The sequence below is a fragment of the Paenibacillus sp. FSL R7-0313 genome (assembly GCF_037969885.1).
GTDB lineage: Bacteria > Bacillota > Bacilli > Paenibacillales > Paenibacillaceae > Paenibacillus.
Map to the genome: position 1 here is coordinate 634,198 of NZ_CP150219.1, position 17,418 is coordinate 651,615.

Annotated in this window: 18 protein-coding genes; 3 read left to right on the forward strand and 15 right to left on the reverse strand. The window is 48.4% G+C overall.

Annotated elements, in window-relative coordinates; genetic code table 11:
- Positions 1 to 23: 23 nt before the first annotated feature.
- Positions 24 to 854: a TatD family hydrolase gene (locus NSQ38_RS02615; protein WP_339786843.1), complete on the forward strand. Its 831-nt coding sequence runs from the start codon at positions 24 to 26 to the stop codon at positions 852 to 854.
- A 116-nt stretch (positions 855 to 970) separates the two neighbouring features.
- Here NSQ38_RS02615 and nfsA read toward each other — a convergent pair whose 3' ends face one another.
- The 8 genes from nfsA to NSQ38_RS02655 all read right to left on the reverse strand — a co-directional run bounded on the left by nfsA (position 971) and on the right by NSQ38_RS02655 (position 8,267).
- Positions 971 to 1,714: an oxygen-insensitive NADPH nitroreductase gene (nfsA, locus tag NSQ38_RS02620; protein ID WP_339786847.1), complete on the reverse strand. Its 744-nt coding sequence runs from the start codon at positions 1,712 to 1,714 to the stop codon at positions 971 to 973.
- Positions 1,707 to 2,306, reverse strand: coding sequence for a TetR family transcriptional regulator (locus NSQ38_RS02625; RefSeq protein ID WP_339786850.1), 600 nt, complete (start codon positions 2,304 to 2,306; stop codon positions 1,707 to 1,709). Before NSQ38_RS02625 ends, nfsA begins: the two co-directional genes overlap by 8 nt.
- Before the next feature lie 155 nt (positions 2,307 to 2,461).
- The gene (locus NSQ38_RS02630) at positions 2,462 to 3,622 is read right to left on the reverse strand and encodes an ABC transporter permease (protein WP_091038143.1); all 1,161 of its coding nucleotides are present in this window, start codon (positions 3,620 to 3,622) and stop codon (positions 2,462 to 2,464) included.
- Between the two features lie 352 nt (positions 3,623 to 3,974).
- Positions 3,975 to 6,464 (reverse strand): heavy metal translocating P-type ATPase, encoded by a 2,490-nt coding sequence (locus NSQ38_RS02635; RefSeq protein WP_339790372.1) that lies wholly within the window; start codon positions 6,462 to 6,464, stop codon positions 3,975 to 3,977.
- 217 nt (positions 6,465 to 6,681) lie between these two features.
- Positions 6,682 to 6,882, reverse strand: a complete 201-nt coding sequence (locus NSQ38_RS02640) for a copper ion binding protein (protein WP_017691004.1) — start codon at positions 6,880 to 6,882, stop codon at positions 6,682 to 6,684.
- Between the two features lie 59 nt (positions 6,883 to 6,941).
- Complete coding sequence (locus tag NSQ38_RS02645; RefSeq protein ID WP_283945829.1) at positions 6,942 to 7,343, reverse strand: metal-sensitive transcriptional regulator; 402 nt, start codon at positions 7,341 to 7,343, stop codon at positions 6,942 to 6,944.
- A 123-nt stretch (positions 7,344 to 7,466) separates the two neighbouring features.
- Positions 7,467 to 7,955 carry a GNAT family N-acetyltransferase gene (locus NSQ38_RS02650; RefSeq protein ID WP_339786852.1) on the reverse strand — a complete coding sequence of 163 codons (489 nt, stop codon included), beginning with the start codon at positions 7,953 to 7,955 and terminating at the stop codon, positions 7,467 to 7,469.
- A 123-nt stretch (positions 7,956 to 8,078) separates the two neighbouring features.
- Positions 8,079 to 8,267: a hypothetical protein gene (locus NSQ38_RS02655; RefSeq protein ID WP_244898276.1), complete on the reverse strand. Its 189-nt coding sequence runs from the start codon at positions 8,265 to 8,267 to the stop codon at positions 8,079 to 8,081.
- Positions 8,268 to 8,426: 159 nt separating this feature from the next.
- Here NSQ38_RS02655 and NSQ38_RS02660 point away from each other — a divergent pair, with 159 nt between their 5' ends.
- Positions 8,427 to 8,612, forward strand: a complete 186-nt coding sequence (locus tag NSQ38_RS02660; protein ID WP_339786854.1) for an Arc family DNA-binding protein — start codon at positions 8,427 to 8,429, stop codon at positions 8,610 to 8,612.
- A gap of 65 nt (positions 8,613 to 8,677) precedes the next feature.
- On the opposite strand, the gene NSQ38_RS02665 is transcribed toward NSQ38_RS02660, so the two are convergent.
- The 7 genes from NSQ38_RS02665 to NSQ38_RS02695 all read right to left on the reverse strand — a co-directional run bounded on the left by NSQ38_RS02665 (position 8,678) and on the right by NSQ38_RS02695 (position 15,640).
- The gene (locus NSQ38_RS02665) at positions 8,678 to 9,289 is read right to left on the reverse strand and encodes a hypothetical protein (RefSeq protein WP_339786857.1); all 612 of its coding nucleotides are present in this window, start codon (positions 9,287 to 9,289) and stop codon (positions 8,678 to 8,680) included.
- Positions 9,290 to 9,544: 255 nt separating this feature from the next.
- Entirely contained in the window at positions 9,545 to 10,303 is a 759-nt protein-coding gene (locus NSQ38_RS02670; RefSeq protein WP_339786859.1) for a nucleoside phosphorylase, read from the reverse strand.
- A 1-nt stretch (position 10,304) separates the two neighbouring features.
- Positions 10,305 to 10,976, reverse strand: coding sequence for a sulfite oxidase-like oxidoreductase (locus tag NSQ38_RS02675; RefSeq protein WP_339786863.1), 672 nt, complete (start codon positions 10,974 to 10,976; stop codon positions 10,305 to 10,307).
- Between the two features lie 47 nt (positions 10,977 to 11,023).
- On the reverse strand, positions 11,024 to 11,947 hold the full coding sequence (locus NSQ38_RS02680) for an ABC transporter permease (protein WP_076332630.1): 924 nt from the start codon (positions 11,945 to 11,947) through the stop codon (positions 11,024 to 11,026).
- A complete protein-coding gene (locus NSQ38_RS02685; protein ID WP_062837193.1) occupies positions 11,931 to 12,998 on the reverse strand; it encodes an ABC transporter permease in 1,068 nt (355 codons plus the stop codon). The genes NSQ38_RS02680 and NSQ38_RS02685 overlap by 17 nt, the downstream gene beginning before the upstream one ends.
- Positions 12,995 to 14,494 carry an ABC transporter ATP-binding protein gene (locus tag NSQ38_RS02690; protein WP_339786866.1) on the reverse strand — a complete coding sequence of 500 codons (1,500 nt, stop codon included), beginning with the start codon at positions 14,492 to 14,494 and terminating at the stop codon, positions 12,995 to 12,997. Before NSQ38_RS02690 ends, NSQ38_RS02685 begins: the two co-directional genes overlap by 4 nt.
- Before the next feature lie 114 nt (positions 14,495 to 14,608).
- Positions 14,609 to 15,640, reverse strand: a complete 1,032-nt coding sequence (locus NSQ38_RS02695; protein ID WP_017691014.1) for a BMP family protein — start codon at positions 15,638 to 15,640, stop codon at positions 14,609 to 14,611.
- A gap of 276 nt (positions 15,641 to 15,916) precedes the next feature.
- On the opposite strand from NSQ38_RS02695, the gene NSQ38_RS02700 reads away from it, so the two are divergent.
- The gene (locus NSQ38_RS02700; RefSeq protein ID WP_339786869.1) at positions 15,917 to 17,338 is read left to right on the forward strand and encodes a hypothetical protein; all 1,422 of its coding nucleotides are present in this window, start codon (positions 15,917 to 15,919) and stop codon (positions 17,336 to 17,338) included.
- The last annotated feature ends 80 nt before the right edge of the window (positions 17,339 to 17,418 follow it).

Here is a 17,418-nt window from a genome sequence, read left to right on the forward strand (position 1 = left end):
TGCGTAACATAGTTAGAATATAAATGAACACAAGGAGGAATTCCCTCGTGCATTCTCAAGCTTTTGCATCATTAATTGATGCTCATATTCACTTCGATCAGTATACCCCTGACGAACAACGCGAGATGCTGCTATCTTTCCCGTCTCAGCAGGTCGAAGCAGTCATTGCCGTGTCGATGAATCTCGCTTCTGCCCAGACCAATCTGGAGCTTGCAAAACAACATCCACGCACCATCTATCCAGCCTTCGGTTTCCATCCGGAACAGGAACTGCCGTCCGCTGAAGAAATGGACCTGTTCTTCCAATGGATCGAGAAGCATATGGGACAAGCCATAGCAATAGGAGAAGTCGGCCTTCCCTATTACAACCGTCTGGAAGCGGAACAGGCAGGGCAGCGCTTCGATCAGAGCGGGTATATCAAGCTGCTTGAACGTTTCATCCAACTCGCCAAAAAGTATAACAAACCACTTGTACTTCATGCGGTATACGATGATGCAGATATCGTCTGTGATCTGCTGGAGCAATATCAGTTCCGACGCGCCCATTTCCATTGGTTCAAAGGATCCCGCGAAACGGTACGGCGTATGGCTGACAACGGTTATTTCATCTCTTTCACGCCGGATATTCGGTATGAAGAAGAGATTCGTGAACTCGCCCGGCAATATCCATCCGAACAAGTGATGGCCGAGACCGACGGACCTTGGCCCTTTGAAGGGCCATTTCAGGGACGAATGACACACCCGGCCATGACCAGACAGGTCATCCAGGCATGGAGTGAAATCACTGGCATGGGAACCGAGCGGGCCGCCCGTCTCTTTTATCAGAACACAAAGCGTTTCTATGGCTTAACTTGATTACCAGCTGGTAGCAGCAAGCACTCTCGCTTGCCCGTACCAACACAGCACTTTACAACAAAACACAAAGAAGCCAGTCGGTTTGGCTCCGACTGACTTCTAATTTACTATATAACTTAACGCTTCAAGAAGCCTTTGCCTTCCAGGAATGGTCTCACCTGCAACCGTGTCGGCTCAGTCAGACGCTTTGCCATCAGTTCGGACCATGGAGTTGTTCTTTCACCGTTAGTCCGTTCTTTCATGTACGCCGTCGTTGTCTCATCATACTGCTCAACACCTTTGATGCTCTGCTCGGCATTATAACGATTACGATGCAGAACTGCATTCAGTGGCAGACGTGGACGAATTCCCGTTTCCTGATCTGCAACACCAATACACATGCCATACACCGGATATACTCCTTCCGGCAAACCCAGCAACTCGGCTACTTCCTCAATTCGGGTACGAAGCCCGCCAATATATACGATTCCGAACCCTAGTGACTCCGCTGCAAGAGCGGCGTTCTGGGAAGCAAGTGCAGCATCAATCGTAGCTACCATGAAATTCTCGGTTGAATCGGCATACGATTCCTTCTCAGGAAGATGACGTTTCGCAGCATCACTCAGCCGATACAGATCAGCACACCATACGAGAAATACCGGACATTCATTGACATAGGCCTGGTTGCCTGCCAATTCAGCCAGCTTGGCTTTCTGCTCTAAGTCAGTCACAGCAATTACGGTATAGGCTTGCACACTACTTGAAGAGGAAGCCATCTGTCCAGCCGCTACGATGGCTGCAAGCTGCTCTTCACTTACCGGGTCTGGCTTGAATTTGCGTACAGAGCGGTGTTTCATCATCAACTCAATGGTTTCATTCATGGTGGTTCACTCCCAATCCTCGAAGTACGAACTCAATCGTCTGCTCAGCGAGCTCGTCTGTATTCATATCCTGATAATCAAAGCCAAATCGTGAATTCTTGGCCCGTTTGTGCGCCAAAGCCACACCCATCACCTGAAGCATCGCATAAGATACGGACTCGATCTGGAACAATCCCTGATCCTTACCCTCTTGCAGCAGTTCCCTCACTCGGGTCCATACAGGGTCTAGAAAACGAAATACGGTAGCTGTACGATGTGTACGCAGTGTAATTTCAAGCTGCACAATATCGCTCATCTCCCGATCCGTCATCGTGAACTTCACAACTTCACCAATAATTCGGCGGATACCTTCCACAGGCGAGGACATCGACTCTTCCGCCAGTGAGTTCATCATATGCCCAGGGAAAAAATGCTCAAATAATGCTTCGAACACCTTTTCTTTGCCGCCAAAATGATAAGACACCAACGACACATTGGCACCTGCCTCATCACATATTTGACGAACACTCGTCCCGTCATACCCTTGCTGTGCAAAAAGCTTCTTGGCTGCAAGCAATATCCTCGTTTTGATATCCAACTCCGGTTCCGTCATTCCGTCCCGCTCCCTCTTGTCCGTTCATCTTATTCGCTCCAGCTCAAGGACTGCAGCCAGCGATTCATCTGTCTATTATATTACACCAAGCACCCCGATGAAAATCATCGGGGTGCTTGTCCTATCCTATGATGCAATGGTATGCATCTGCTGTATTAGTTGTTTGCTTGAGCAGGGCTTGGAGCCATAGCTGGCATGCGTTGTTTTTTCAACAACGTCACGACCAGTGACAACGCAACGGCAACCAACAGTACAATCACGATAGAGCCCGCAGCAGACTGAACCCCCGGGCCTCCCAACTGCACGCTCAGAATACCCTGTACGGCGTATGTTGCAGGCAGGTACTGCCCAATGCCGCTATAGAAGCTGTTCAGCAATTCACGCGGTACCATTGCACCGGAAGATACCAGTTGCAAGGACAGTGAGATGATGTTGAACAGACTTCCTGCAGGTCCGAAGCAGATCAGGAAGAACTGGGAGAAGAACATGAACGTGCACAGGAAAAGCGCCTGGAACAACCAGAATGCAACGAATCCTTGTGCAATCTGTCCTCCCAGTGCCACAATCAGTGAAGATCCCAGCAAGGAAACGACCAATGCAGAACCCACGTTAATGACTACTCTCGCGCCAAACAAAGTCAATCGGGAATAGGTAGATGACAGCATACCCATGGCTGTCTGGAGGTTCATCCCCATGATCATGGCACCTACATAGGAAGCCAGTACCATCATCATTGGCACCATCTGATTATTCATCCCGTTAACCGGGTTGATGGACGTTGTCGTTCCTTCCACTCGGGTAGTCAGGTTTGTAGCGGCTTCAGCAGCCTGTTCGGCAGGCGCGCCTGAAGCGGTCAACACCGTCTGTACCCCTTGTGCTGTAGCTTGTTTGTTAATTGTGTTTGTCACACTTTGTGATACACCTTGCATCATGCTTTTGATCGTAACCGGGTTCGCTTCATTAATGGTGTATTTAATCTCGGCGGTTGAGCCAGCCGTCTGAAGCAATTCGTTAAATCCAGCCGGGATATCGAGCACCATGTGTACTTGGTGATGATTCAGCTGGTCCAACGCTTCAGCCGCACTCAGATTGGATACGGTGTGGAAAGGCAGTGTTCCTGCGAGGGAATCCGCGATTCCTTTGGACATTTCGCCGTCCTCGTTCACAATCGCAACCGTCAATTCTTTCGTACGGTCATTTACTCCAGAATATGCGGTCATCCAGATCACGCTAAAGATCACTTGGAACATAAGTGCTGTTACGATCCCTACAATCACTGGCGGTTTTTTAAACAATGTACGTAAAGCCTGTAACATAAAAGGTGTCCTCCATTACTCAAATAGTTCTAATTTGATTTAAACAGTTGTTTGAATCAAACGATCGTTTAAATTTTATGTGAATATGTCCATATTGTCAACTCATTTTTGAAAAATTCAGAAAATATAAGCTTTATTCATGAATGCAATTGATCCATTTTCACAAAAGAGCATTATGCTATCATTTCTCTGTAGAAAAGAACATCTATACCAACGATTCAGGCCGCACTTGTCTGGCTATTCAACTGTTTTTTCTCAACAAAAAACACGGCCCGCTGCAGCGAACCGCGCATTTATTCATCCTCACTTCATTTGCAATAAGGCGTTGAATATATCTCCAAGCAAAGGTCGGTCAGTCATTTCTCTTCAGCTTCATGCGTTGCAGACGTAGGGAATTCAGGACAACCGATACGGAGCTGAACGCCATCGCCGCCCCTGCCAGCCATGGAGCCAGGAAGCCAACTGCCGCAATGGGAATACCAATAACGTTGTATCCGAGTGCCCAGAACAGGTTTTGTTTGATGTTACCCATCGTGCGCCGGCTCATCTCAATCGCATCTGCAATGCTGTTCAGATCACCACGCATCAATGTAATATCCGCCGCTTCCATCGCTACATCCGTTCCTGTTCCGATGGCCATCCCAATATCAGCAGTAGCGAGTGCCGGAGCATCATTAATGCCGTCACCTACCATCGCAACTTTCAGGCCACTCTCCTGAAGTTTCTTCACTTCCGCGGCTTTGCCTTCCGGCAGAACCTCAGCCAGAACTTTACCAATCCCTGCTTGTTCTGCTACAGCGCGAGCAGTACGCTCATTGTCTCCCGTGATCATGATGACATCAATCCCCATTGCCTGAAGTCGACCTATGGCTTCTCGAGAGGTATCCTTGATGGTGTCAGCCACAGCCACGATCCCTGCCCACTGACCATCCACCGCTACTAGCATCGCTGTACGCCCTTGTTCTTCCAGACGGTTCATTTGCTGAACGGTTTCCTCAGAGACATTCACCTTTGCATCTGCAAGCAAACGACGCGTGCCGACCAGAATTTCCTGCCCTTTTGCTGAAGCTCGCACACCGTATCCCGGTATGTTCTCGAACTTCTCTGTTGGGGTTAACTCCAGACCCTTGGCACGTATACCCGCAACAATCGCCTCTGCCAGCGGATGCTCGGAACTCTGTTCTGCCGCTCCCACTCGCTCAAGCAGATCGGATTCCGTCCAATTCGGAGCCGTAACAACATCGGTAAGGACCGGTTTGCCTTGGGTTACTGTACCTGTTTTGTCGAGCACCACGGTCTGAATCTGTTGTGCCGACTCCAGATGTTCGCCGCCTTTGAACAGAATGCCATATTCAGCCGCACGTCCTGATCCAGCCATGACAGAGGTCGGCGTTGCCAGCCCCAGTGCACATGGACAGGCAATGACAAGCACGGCAATGGCTTTCTCCAGGGAACTAGCGAAGTCACCTGGACTTGCAAACAGATACCAGATCAGGAATGTCAGCGCGGCAATACCCACGACAATGGGAACAAATATGCCTGAAATTACATCTGCAATCCGTTGGATCGGTGCTTTGGAGCCTTGAGCTTGCTCGACTACTTTAATGATCTGGGACAAAGCCGTGTCCGATCCCACTCGGGTCGCACGTAGTCGTAACACCCCGTTTTTGTTCAGCGTAGCACCTGTAACGGGATCTCCCGGTTTTTTATCCACGGGAAGGCTCTCTCCACTAAGCATGGATTCATCGACTGAGGATTGGCCTTCTTCAACAATACCATCCACCGGGATGCTATCACCCGGCTTCACCAGAACCAAGTCACCCACCGCAACATATGCGGCAGGAACCATAACTTCCTGTCCGTCACGGATGACACGGGCTTCACGTGGAGCCAGTTCAATCAGGCTTTTGATCGCCTGTGAAGAGCGACCTTTCGCCACAGCTTCGAACCATTTTCCCAGTAAAATTAACGTAATCAGAATTGCACTTGTCTCATAATAGAGTTCTACCGAAGGCATGGCGGCTGTGCTCGTTCCCATTGCGCCGTGATCCATCGTCGTCGTAGAAGGTAAGTACCCACTGGATAACGTCAGATACAGACTGTAGAAAAACGCTGCGCTGGTACCCAGTGCGACAAGAACGTCCATATTGGCACTGCGGTTACGTAGTGCTTTGTATGCCCCCACATAGAATTGCCATCCAATCACGAACTGTACCGGCGTTGCCAGAATCAGCTGGAACCAAGGGTTCATGAACAGATCTGGGACATAGATTCCGGATGTGAACGAGAAATGCCCGACCATTGCCCACAGCAAAGGAATCGATAACAACGCAGATATCATCCATTTCCACTTTTTGCGTTGCAGCTCACGTTCACGAACCGATGTGGTCTCTTCTTGCGTCAATTGCAGTTCAGCACTGTAGCCCATCTGCTTGATCTTGGCGGTAATATCCGAAGGTTTCAATGCACCAGCGGCATATTCGATATGCCCTGTTTCCAGCGCCAGATTCACATTCGCCTGAGATACCCCCGGTAGTCGGGAAAGACCTTTTTCAATCCGGGCAGAACAGGCAGCACACGTCATACCGGTGATGTTCAAATCAACTGATTCGGACACCGTGCCGTAACCAAGCGCCTCTACTTTATCACGCAACGCGTTCACGTTAGTTGTCTTCGGATCATAAGATACGGTTGCCTGTTCGATGGCAAGATTCACATTGGCCTGATGCACCCCTTCCATACGGGACAAGCCCTTCTCCACTCGTGTCGAACATGCAGCACAAGTCATTCCCGTGATGTGCAGTGTTGCTTTCAGTCCTGGTGCTTCTGCCATAGGTGGCATTGGTGTGGGTTCGGATGATCTATCCATTGGTTTATTCGTTGAGTTATCCATCATGTCAGCTCCTTTCATGTCGATTCAATTTATTGTATGTTGCATCCATTATACCCCCAAGGGGTATATATCAGACAGAAAATTAGGCTTAAACCTGACTCTTGGAAAAAGGTACTCTGACCTCTTTTTCGCCCATGAGCATGTTCGGTTTAAGCCTGTGATCCCGTTAGACTACATCGTATCCCTGATCTTCAATCGCAGCTTTGATCTGATCCACGTTCACCGTCTGCTCATCATATTCCACCGCTACTGTTCCCGCTGCCAGATCAACCTTACCACTAGCACCGGTATTCTTCACAGCTTCTTCAACTGATTTCACGCAGTGATTGCAAGACATTCCCGTAACGTTCAACGTAACATTAGACATTGTAAATTCCTCCTTGGGGTATATTAAAATGATAACTTAATTAGGTGAATTGATTCAGCTTACTTCATTAACTTCCGCATCGTAACCAGCAGTTCATCCACAACCTCATGTTCACCAGCCTGAATACGCTCAACGATACAGCTCTTCATATGGCCTTCAAGCAAAAGTTTGCCTACTGAATTAAGAGCAGACTGAGCCGCCGCAATCTGCGTCAGCACATCATCACAGTACGTATCCTTCTCGATCAATCCCTTGATCCCGCGAATCTGACCTTCCACACGGTTCAAACGAGAAACCAGGTTACTCTTCATCTCCTGCGAATGGTGACTCTTGCGCACATGCTTCCCATCACTGCCCTCGGCATGACAGGATACCGCTTCTTCTTGGACTGTAGCCAAAGCTTCCGTTGAATCTGACTTGGAGGATTGCAAAGGTTCCTCGGGATGGCTCTGATGATCCATCATGAACACCCCTTTTCTTTCGTTCTTTTCTAAGAGTAACATACCCCATGGGGGTATTCAAGAGTATTCTGATATTTTAATTAAAATGGATGATTTACTCCCTAATTAAATAGAGCGGTGATCTTACAAGGTATACTCCATCCTGCTGCTGCGGACGACCAGACCCATCTGTTCATAGAAAGCCTGTGCCCCAGAGTTAAAAGTCGACACGGATAATTCCACGCTGTCTGCCTGAAGCTCTCTCCCTAGCTCGATGAATGCTTCTAGTAACTGTTTGCCTGTTCCTTGGCCCCGATGCTTGGTATCCACTACAAGTTCATGGATGTACAGCATCTTGCGATCCACCATCAACGAGTTATCTTGAATAACACTTAACTGCGCACTCCCGTAACCCAGAATCAAACCCGTTTCCGAAGACTCGGCAACATACAGATAACGCTTGTCCGTTTCCAGCAGTTCGGTGAACTCCTTTTCCTCCATTCTCGTCTCTAACGCTCTGTATAGATCGGGCCGCCCCTCGACATGCATCTGGTGCAACTCATCCATCAACAATGACACGCCAGAGTAGTCCCTCATTTCTGCCTTTCGGATGTTAATCTTCCCCTTACTCATCCCCATCACTCTTTCATCTACTGAATTTTACATTATTATACAACCAAAAAGCAGATACCATAAGGGTACCTGCTTCGCTAAATTTATTTACATTTCACAAAGCGAATGTGATGCTCATGTTGTTTATTTTTTCGAAGAAGCATTTCCTTCATTAAAAGCAACAGGTGATGGCTTCGCGGCCCATTCATCCGCCTGCGGCTCAATGTCCACTCCGCTTAGAATCTTCTTTTTCTCCATCAAGGAATCCCCGTCTTCATCCAGCTTGTTGCGAATTTCCGCCTCGTCCTGAGGTTGATTGTTCTGTGTCATCATAGAGTCCTCCCTTTTTCGTATTCATGGTTGATGTTCCTTTATATAACGTGCCCACTTTCTGCATTATCATTCTCTTCGAGGATCAGGCCGTCCCCAAGTTATGTGTTACTTGAATTAATGATACAATATGAACATTACTTTTTAAGGAGATTTTATTTCATGGCTACAGATAAAAGAGTTTTTACACTTAGGTTGCGAGAAAAGAATTTCGAGAAAATTAAAGTGATTGCGGACAAAAACAAACGATCTATTGCAATGCAGATTGAGTATCTTATTGAACAACATATTGATGAATTTGAGAAAGAACACGGTGTTATTTACCCAGATAAACATAATGACGTATAGATTTTGCGCCCTTAATACATGCGCATTATCCATACGTCATTTTTCATGATATATCCTGTTCCCCGTTAATCGAAATCAACCTGTTTATCCAAAATGATTTCCTCTACTTTGTATTCCATCTCTGGTATTGAGGGAATCAAGGAGAATCGAACGTTTTCCAGAGAAGAAGGAAGAGCAGGAACCACTCGGAAACTAATTTGAGTCTCCCCACCTCCTCCACGACTGCCATGTCTCATGGTGATATGTCTCTGTTCGCTGAATATTTCCAGAGCCAAATGTGGAACCATTTGTATACGCTCAGCTTCATTCCCCTTATATCGAATTTCCACGTAAACGAGGCTTTCGCCTTCATATTGCATTGAATGCGTAATCATATATTCACACGAATCTTTGAACATTTTCTTCATAATCGGCACCACACTTGTCAATTGGAGAGGTTCACTTGGAAAGTAGTGTCTTTGCGGCATCGGTTGCACGCTACGGAGAACATATCGGATATCTTCCTCCTTCATATCCAGTAAGCTCACCCATTCATCGATGGTATTTTGAGGAGGTTGGTATTGGACTGCTCCGGTTATGTCCTTTCTGGCTGCAACCAGTTTCAAAAGTTGCTCATCAATCCGCTGTACCTCATCGCTGTATTCATTAGGAATTTCACGTAATTCACTCCAGCCCATATTTAATCACTCTCCTAATTTAATAACATTCCATGAAATACAATTCGCTACTGTACCTGCATCCCCTCTTCTTTTTCAGTTTATTTAAAAAGGCGCCACTTAACTATAAACGGAAAACTTAAAAGGAAAGGACGCCCCTTGAGTCATATTCATGACCTTACGGGACGCCCTTTTTTATATTATCCACCTCAAATGGACATCATCTACTGGTTTGCTTGTAACACTGAGCAAAAATGCATACTTGTTTTAACCAACCTATGCCTGATCCTGGCGAGCAAGCACCGCTAGCGCACGTAGCGCTGCATTAATCTCGCGCTCCACCGCTTGTCCAACCGCATCCGTATGCGGATCATACTCGGCAGCCAGATCACTGTCCGCGAATCCATCGATCGCGACAATCGCTCCGGCGCGAGCGCCACGCAAGGTGCTGACGATGTAGAGCGCAGCAATTTCCATCTCGGCTGCAAGTGCTCCAGCCTGCTTGTACTTGCGGTGTTGAATCTCTTCCACGCCTGCAAAGAACGCATCCAGCGTTACGGTGATACCAACGCCCACTTTGCCTGCAAACGTTGCAGCATCCGCGCTTTCTTGCTCACGAGCAGCTTCGATCAACGCTTGTGTCACCCCAATGTCCGCTACCGCTGGGAAACCATCCGGCACCAGTTGGCGAGTCAACCCGTCCGTACGAACAGCGGCTGTACTCACAATCACACTGCCTGCCGGATAATCGGCTGTATACGACCCTGCGGTACCTACACGAATCAGAGTTGTTACACCCGCGCGAATCAATTCCTCGAAGCAGACAGCTGCTCCAGGTGAACCTACACCATGGCTGACCACAGCGATCTGTACCCCTTCATACAATCCAACAAATGTACGATACTCCCGACTGAACGCCAGTTCTCTCGCCTGCTCCAGCTTACGGGAAATCTTCTCCGCACGTGCCGGATCACCACAGACGATGGCATATGCCGGCATGTCTTCCGAATGAATCTGCAAAATAGGCATCAACATATCAATCAAACTCCTTCTTCGTCCACTCGTCTTCCGGAATCGGCAGATCTTCACCCGAGAAGCGTTGTTCCTTGAACGGATCGGCAAAATGGTGGAAACCATTCACTTCCCAGAAGCCGTTACGGTCTTCTGTCATAAACTCCAGCCCACGTATCCACTTGGCACTCTTCCAGAAGTAAAGTTGTGGCACAACCATACGCAGTGGAAAACCATGCTTGGGTGTTAGTGGCTCGCCGTTATATTTGAATGCAAGCAGTACATCATCATGCATCAATTCTTCAAGCGGTACATTTGTCTCATAATCATGATCTGCATGGATCATGACGTATTTCGCTTCCGGTTTAACCCCCAGAAGTTTCACAAAATCGGAGAAGCGAATACCTTCCCACGGCGTATCGAATTTCGACCAGCGTGTGACACAGTGAATATCACTCACCGTGTTCACCTGTGGCATCGCCTTTAACTCAGCTAGGGAGAAGACCTTCTCCTCTTCCACTTCGCCGAATACCTTCAGATCCCACGTAGACAGGTCATATTCCGGTACTTCCCCTTCATGCAGAATCGGGAATTTCTCCGTCAGCATCTGTCCCGGCGGCAAGCGATCTCCATGATCAATGCCTGCTTTGGGTGCCGGGGTTTTTCCTTTTTTCAAACGTTCAGCCTTGTTATGCAAGTGAGTTTCCTCCTTCTTCTTCTGCCTCTAACATAGACATTCAGGAATTAACGCGAGCTTCCGCCCGCTTTCAGTGCATCCTGTGCATAGGTACGGTCTTTGAAAAAGAACATCGCGACTAGCGTCACAATATACGGCAGCATCAACGTGAAATGGGTTGGCAAGGAGAATCCTTGCAGACGAATACTCAATGCTTCCATGAAGCCAAACAGCACACTGGAGCCCATGACGCCCAGCGGATTCGCTTGTCCCAGCATCGTTGCGACCAGCGCGATAAAACCACGACCCGCGGTCATACCTTCGGTAAACATCGTCACCTGACCAAGCGACAACTGTGCTCCAGCCAGGGCACACAATACGCCGCACATCAGAACGGCACCATACTGGATGCCGCGCACCTTGATCCCAATGCTCTGTGCTGCAATCGGGTTCTCACCAACGGAGCGCAGGCGGAAGCCGGATACACTTTTGAACAGATAAAATTGCAGTCCAATCACGAGCACAATGCCGAGGTAGACCAGGGGACTATGTCCCGATAATACATCGCCCACCCACGGGATGTCCTTGATTAGCGGAATATCCCATTTGGGAAGTCCCACCATGTCTTTGTCGTAGTATGCACCTTTTACATCAAAAATCGCACGCAGTGCAAAGGTCGTCACCCCCGCAGCCAGGAAGTTGAGCGAGATCCCGACCACGATGGCGTTAGCCTTGAGATTAATACTTATAAAGGCAAAGAGCGCCGAGAATAACATCACAATAATAATGGAAAAGAGTACAGCCAACAGCACATTGCCAAACAGATAATTACCAACAATGGCGGAGAACGCACCGATCAAAACCAGTCCCTCGAGACCCACGTTGAACAGACCGACACGGGAACATAAAGCCCCACCGAGCGCTGCAAGCAGGATTGGAGTCATAATCCGCAAGGTTGAGCCAAACATGGCTGCATCAAACAGTTGTTGCATTGGACTTTTTCTCCTTTCTCCGCTTCAGGAATGAATAACCGATCTGAGCTGATACAAATAACGTCAATACAGCCTGAATGACACTGCCAACTTCCAGCGGCACATCCGTATTCCGTTCCATCCCCATGGCACCTGTCTGTAACGCAGCCAGCAAAATAGCTGCCACAGCTGTACCGAGTGGATGCGAGCGGGCAAGCAGCGTTGCCATAATACCGCTCCATGCGTAACTTGCCGATGACAGTGAGCCATCAAGGAAACGGTACTGTGTACCGAGCACTTCTCCCGCACCTGCCAGTCCAGCAAGTCCACCACTAATGACCATGGACAACATCATCATGCGAATGCGGCGAACACCACCGTAGGTTGCAAAGGACGGGTTACTTCCGAGCATGCGGATCTCGTAACCAGTCACCGTTTTGTGGGTGAACCAGTAGATCAGAATAGCCGCTACGATGGCAATAATGAAGCCAGCATGCAGCCCCATCCCCTGGAACAACTTCGGCAACCAGATACTCTGATCAATCATCGGTGTCTGCGCCATCGCTGCTGATCCAGTCCGATCCTTGAATGGATAGGAGACCATGTAGCCGCCAAAATAAATGGCAATATAGTTAAGTAGTAAGGTTGTGATCAACAAGTTCATGCCAAACCGAGCATCCAGCCAACCTGCAAACAGGGACCAGATTCCACCGGCAACAATACCAGCCACAATCGCAGCAATACACACAAACCAGCCCGGGCCTGGCAGATAAAGCGCCGTGAGCGCCGCACTGAGCCCGCCAAGAATCATCTGACCTTCGGCTCCCATATTGAAAAATCCGGCACGGAATGCCAATGCTACGCCAAGTCCCGCCAAGATGATTGGTGTGGAACGAGCCAACGTATTGGTGAAGAAGTAGAAGTTGCCGAAGGCCCCTTTCCACATCTCCGCATACGTATCCACCACATTACCGCCAACGATCAGAATCGCTACAGCCCCTGCAAGCAGACCGATGAATACGGCAAGCAGCGGCTGTACGAGTCCGCGAAGTGTTTCTTTTACCCGATTCATATCCGCTCTTTCCCTCCTGCCATTAACAAGCTGATCTGTTCCTCAGTCGCTTCCTCTGCTCTCAATTCTCCGGCAATTTCTCCTTCATACATGACAATAATGCGATCAGATATTTGCAAAATTTCGGACAACTCTGATGAAACGAGCAGAATACCCGCACCCTCACTGCGTTTGCGCAGTAATTCGGCATGAATCGTCTCCATCGCTCCGATATCCACACCACGGGTCGGTTCGGCTGCAATCAGAAACGGTGTATCTTGTGCAAATTCACGGGCAGCAATCAACTTCTGCAAGTTTCCTCCGGACAGGAATTGTGCCTTGGTCTCCGCAGAACCTGTCTTGATGCTGAACTGTTTGATCCAACTCTCTACCATCGTTTTTGCTGCTTTAGCTTTGATAATGCCGCGTGACTGTAAGCGATGATGGTGTCCCATTAGCCCGTTCTCGCGAACGCTCGCATCCTTGGCCGCTCCCCACATGTAACGATCTTCCGGAATATGAGCAAGTCCATGCTCCCGGATGCGCCGTACAGGCCAGTTGGTTGTATCCTGCCCGGAGAGCACAACGCGACCACTATCCGCCTTACGCAGTCCGGCAATGACCTGAATCAATTCAGACTGGCCGTTACCCGAGATGCCTGCTATACCAACAACCTCGCCTTTTCGTACCTCCATGTGGATGTCCTTGAGCGCGGAACGATCCTTCGCTCCGGACAGATTGACCCCTTCCACCTGAAGCACCGCTTCCGCTGGAACCGATGGCTGCTTGTCCATACGCACAAGTTCACGACCAACCATCAGACGGGACAATTCCTCCACATGTGTATCCTTCGCTTCCAACGTACCTGTCACCTGACCATCCCGAAGTACCGTGATCCGGTCGGCTACATCCATGACTTCTTGCAGCTTGTGCGTGATCAGTACAAAGGTTTTGCCCAGCTTGGCGAGAGATTTCATATTCGCCAGCAGTTCCTTCACTTCAAGCGGTGTCAGTACCGCTGAAGGTTCGTCCAATATAATGATGTCTGCGCCCTGATGCAGCACCTTGAGAATTTCAACACGCTGCTGCATGCCAAGCGGGCACTCGGACACTTTTTTCCACGGGTCAACCGGCATGCCATATTGTCTGCCAAGCTCGTTCACCTGGGCCGCTGCTTTTTTGCGGTCAAATGCGCCTGCCTTAGCCGGTTCACGTCCGATCACGATGTTCTCCGCCACCGTAAAGGAAGGGAACAGCATGAAATGCTGGTGCACCATACCGATGCCACTTGCCATCGCCTGGGACGGCGTAGCAAAGCTTACCTCGCGTCCACGGACTTTGATTGTGCCTGACGTAGGCTGTTCCATACCGTACAGCATACGCATCAAGGTTGTTTTACCGGCTCCGTTCTCACCTACAAGGGCATGAATCTCTCCCTCACGCAAATTAAAACGGATGTCCCGGTTAGCGGTGAAGCCGCCGTATTTCTTTGTAATGTGCTCCATCTCCAACAGCATATCTTGCGTTCGCTCCTCTCGGTCTCGGTCATTTAATAGCAGCAAAACCGGCTGCCTGATCGGGCAGCCGGCTGATCAATTCCATCACTCATTCATTGAAAAGAACAATCAAAACTATTGTTGCAATGGATCTTTGACTACGATTTTGCCGGATACGATATCATCCTTGATTGCTTTAACCTTGTCGATCACTTCTTGTCCAACAAAAGCATTCAATGGAGATTCGCTGTCACGTGTAACGTAAGTCAGGCCTACACCGTCTTCTTTCAAACCGTAGTTAACAGCGCCTGCTTTGAAGTTGCCTTCTACAAAATCTTTCACAGTCTCATAAGCAACGGTATCCGTTGATTTCAATTGAGACAATACGATATGTTCCGGGTCTTCAACAGTACGGTCCGTATCCTGACCGGAAGTGTAGAAGCCTTTTTCTTTGGCTGCTTCGAACACGCCGAGATCACCTACAGCGGATGCGCCAGCGATGAAGTCAGCGCCTTTGCCGAATTGTACCAGCGCCAATTCTTTTGCTTTGGCCGGGTCATTAAATCCACCTACATAGTTCACGAGGAATTCTGCGTCCGGATTCACGGATTCCAATCCTGCTTTGAAACCTTCCGTATATTTCTTGATCAATGGTACATCCATTGCTGCGATCATGCCGACTTTGTCTGTTTTGGTGGACAATCCAGCAGCTGCACCAAGCAGATACGCCCCTTCATATTCACGGAAACCAACGCTACGTACGTTAGGCAGATCCACTGTTGTATCTACAATTGCAAAGGACTTGTCCGGATTTTCTGCAGCAACTTTCTTCAATGCATCTTCTGCCTGGAAAGTGGCTGTAATAATCAGATCATAATTCTCGGCAACCGCAGCACGCAGATTTTGTTCAAATGCTGCCGGATCTGTCGATTCAATCGTCTTGGTGTCTACTTTGAATTCTTCGCCTGCTTTTTTGAAGCCTTCATCCATCTGTACAAAGAAAGGGTTAACCCCTATTTTTTCGGGAAGTACGAGGGCCATCCGAAGAGATTTCTCCGAATCACTGCCTTGGGCGGATTGTTCGTCTTTGGAAGCCGAATTCCCACAAGCTGCCAACAAAATAGCCAACATGATGATCGATAAGACGAACGATAAACCTCTTTTCATTTTGAAAATACCCCTTTTCAACATTCTTTTTTCTTATCCTAGCGGATACTGTCGATCCTTGTCAATAAATCTTTGAGCGTATACACTCAAATAGAATATAATTGACAACTCGCTTTCTACCAAGCTTTGGAAACCGCTCTGTATCAAGCTTTTTTTCGTTGACATCCAGCGCGTCTCCGTGCTAAAGTCAATCCAATTATTATATTCTGATAGGAATTGTCAGAATTATAACCCAAAGCTGATCATTTTCCAACCCATCTTAAGGAGGCTATTCATTTGAAAAAAATCACCCAGATCACGTTGGCGGCCCTACTTGCCGCTCCGGTAACACTCGGCAGCCTTAGCTTGCCCGCTTCTGCTTCTGCAGCATCTGCAACTCCGGCTAAACCAACCACCTCACAAAGTGTCAAAGGACCGGTAGCTCAGGCTCCAGTTGCTTACACGGAAAGCGCAGCGGATTTTGCTCAATTCTTGCAAGCGAAATACAACGTTCAATTGCCGCAACAGATTACCAAAGGTGATTTCATTCAAGCCATTGCAGCCATCACGGAAGCAACTCAAGCAAGTGACAGTGAAGCCAAAACTCCTGTCTTTACCGATCTGTCTTCTGGTGATTCTTCCTATGATGCTGCCGTATCCTTATACAATAACGGGGTTCTTACGGGTACAGAAGTACGTGCCAAGGATCAACTGAGCACTTATGCCGCCGTCTTCATCGCGGTGAAAGCAGCCGGATTCAAGGAACTCGCTTATACATATCCCACAGAGAAAACGGCCAAAGCACTTGCCAAAGTTGGCATTAGCCCGAACCGTGTTCAGGGACAAGCCGCACAGGAACTGGCTGCAGCGATTGATACAGGCCTGATTCCCGAGAGCCTTTACCCTGCTCTCCTTAAGGGTGGCGTGGCAAGTAAAGATTTTGCTAATACTTTGCTTGGACGCGTGCTGGTCAGCCAAGGGAAATACAAACATGAGATTGGGCGTTCTGGCGATGCGGACATCTATTCCAAACTGTATGCTGCATATCGCACAGCGGATCTGATCGAATCACCTGAGCTGAGAAAGATTGTGGATCAGGCCCTGCGAGATGATCTCGTAACAGGTTACAACCTGAAGGATAGCCGCTTTGATTCCAACTTTATCGATGAACTGACACTTACCTACGGCCACGATAATATCCAACATGCTGTACAGTTGGTTGGTTTGCTGCGTAGCGAAGGCATTGACGCCGATGTACAATTCCAGCCGAAGACATCTGCCTTCATTTATTTGAAGGAATGGGGCGAGCCGAAGGAAACGCCAGACTATAAAGTGACACAGATCGAGAACGGCAACTATATTGCTTCTGCGAAGGAATATGATATTCAGTTCGAGTTCAACAATGTGGCAGACAAAGTTCGCTTCAACGACATTGTGCTGAAATATGCCAAGAAGAACAGTGACAGTACATCGCCATTGATTCTCAGTTCCTGGTGGCAACCACTTTATTACTCACCAACTGCATTAGCCAACTATCCGGTCATTTCCAATAATAAGATCGCGCTTGGCAATTACTATGCTCAGTCCTTCTCGCTGAAAGAAAATGCCAAAGCCATTCGGGAAGGTTTCCTGAAACTGGCACCTGATGCAGACATTACGACCTATGACTTCTGGGTGGACCAACCTTTCTTCAATTATCTGAACGGTGGTTCCGAATAAGATAATTTCCAACTCCAACCGAATTAAAGCTCGTATTTTGCCATTATAAACCTCCGTCTTTACCGAATTTTACAGGGATT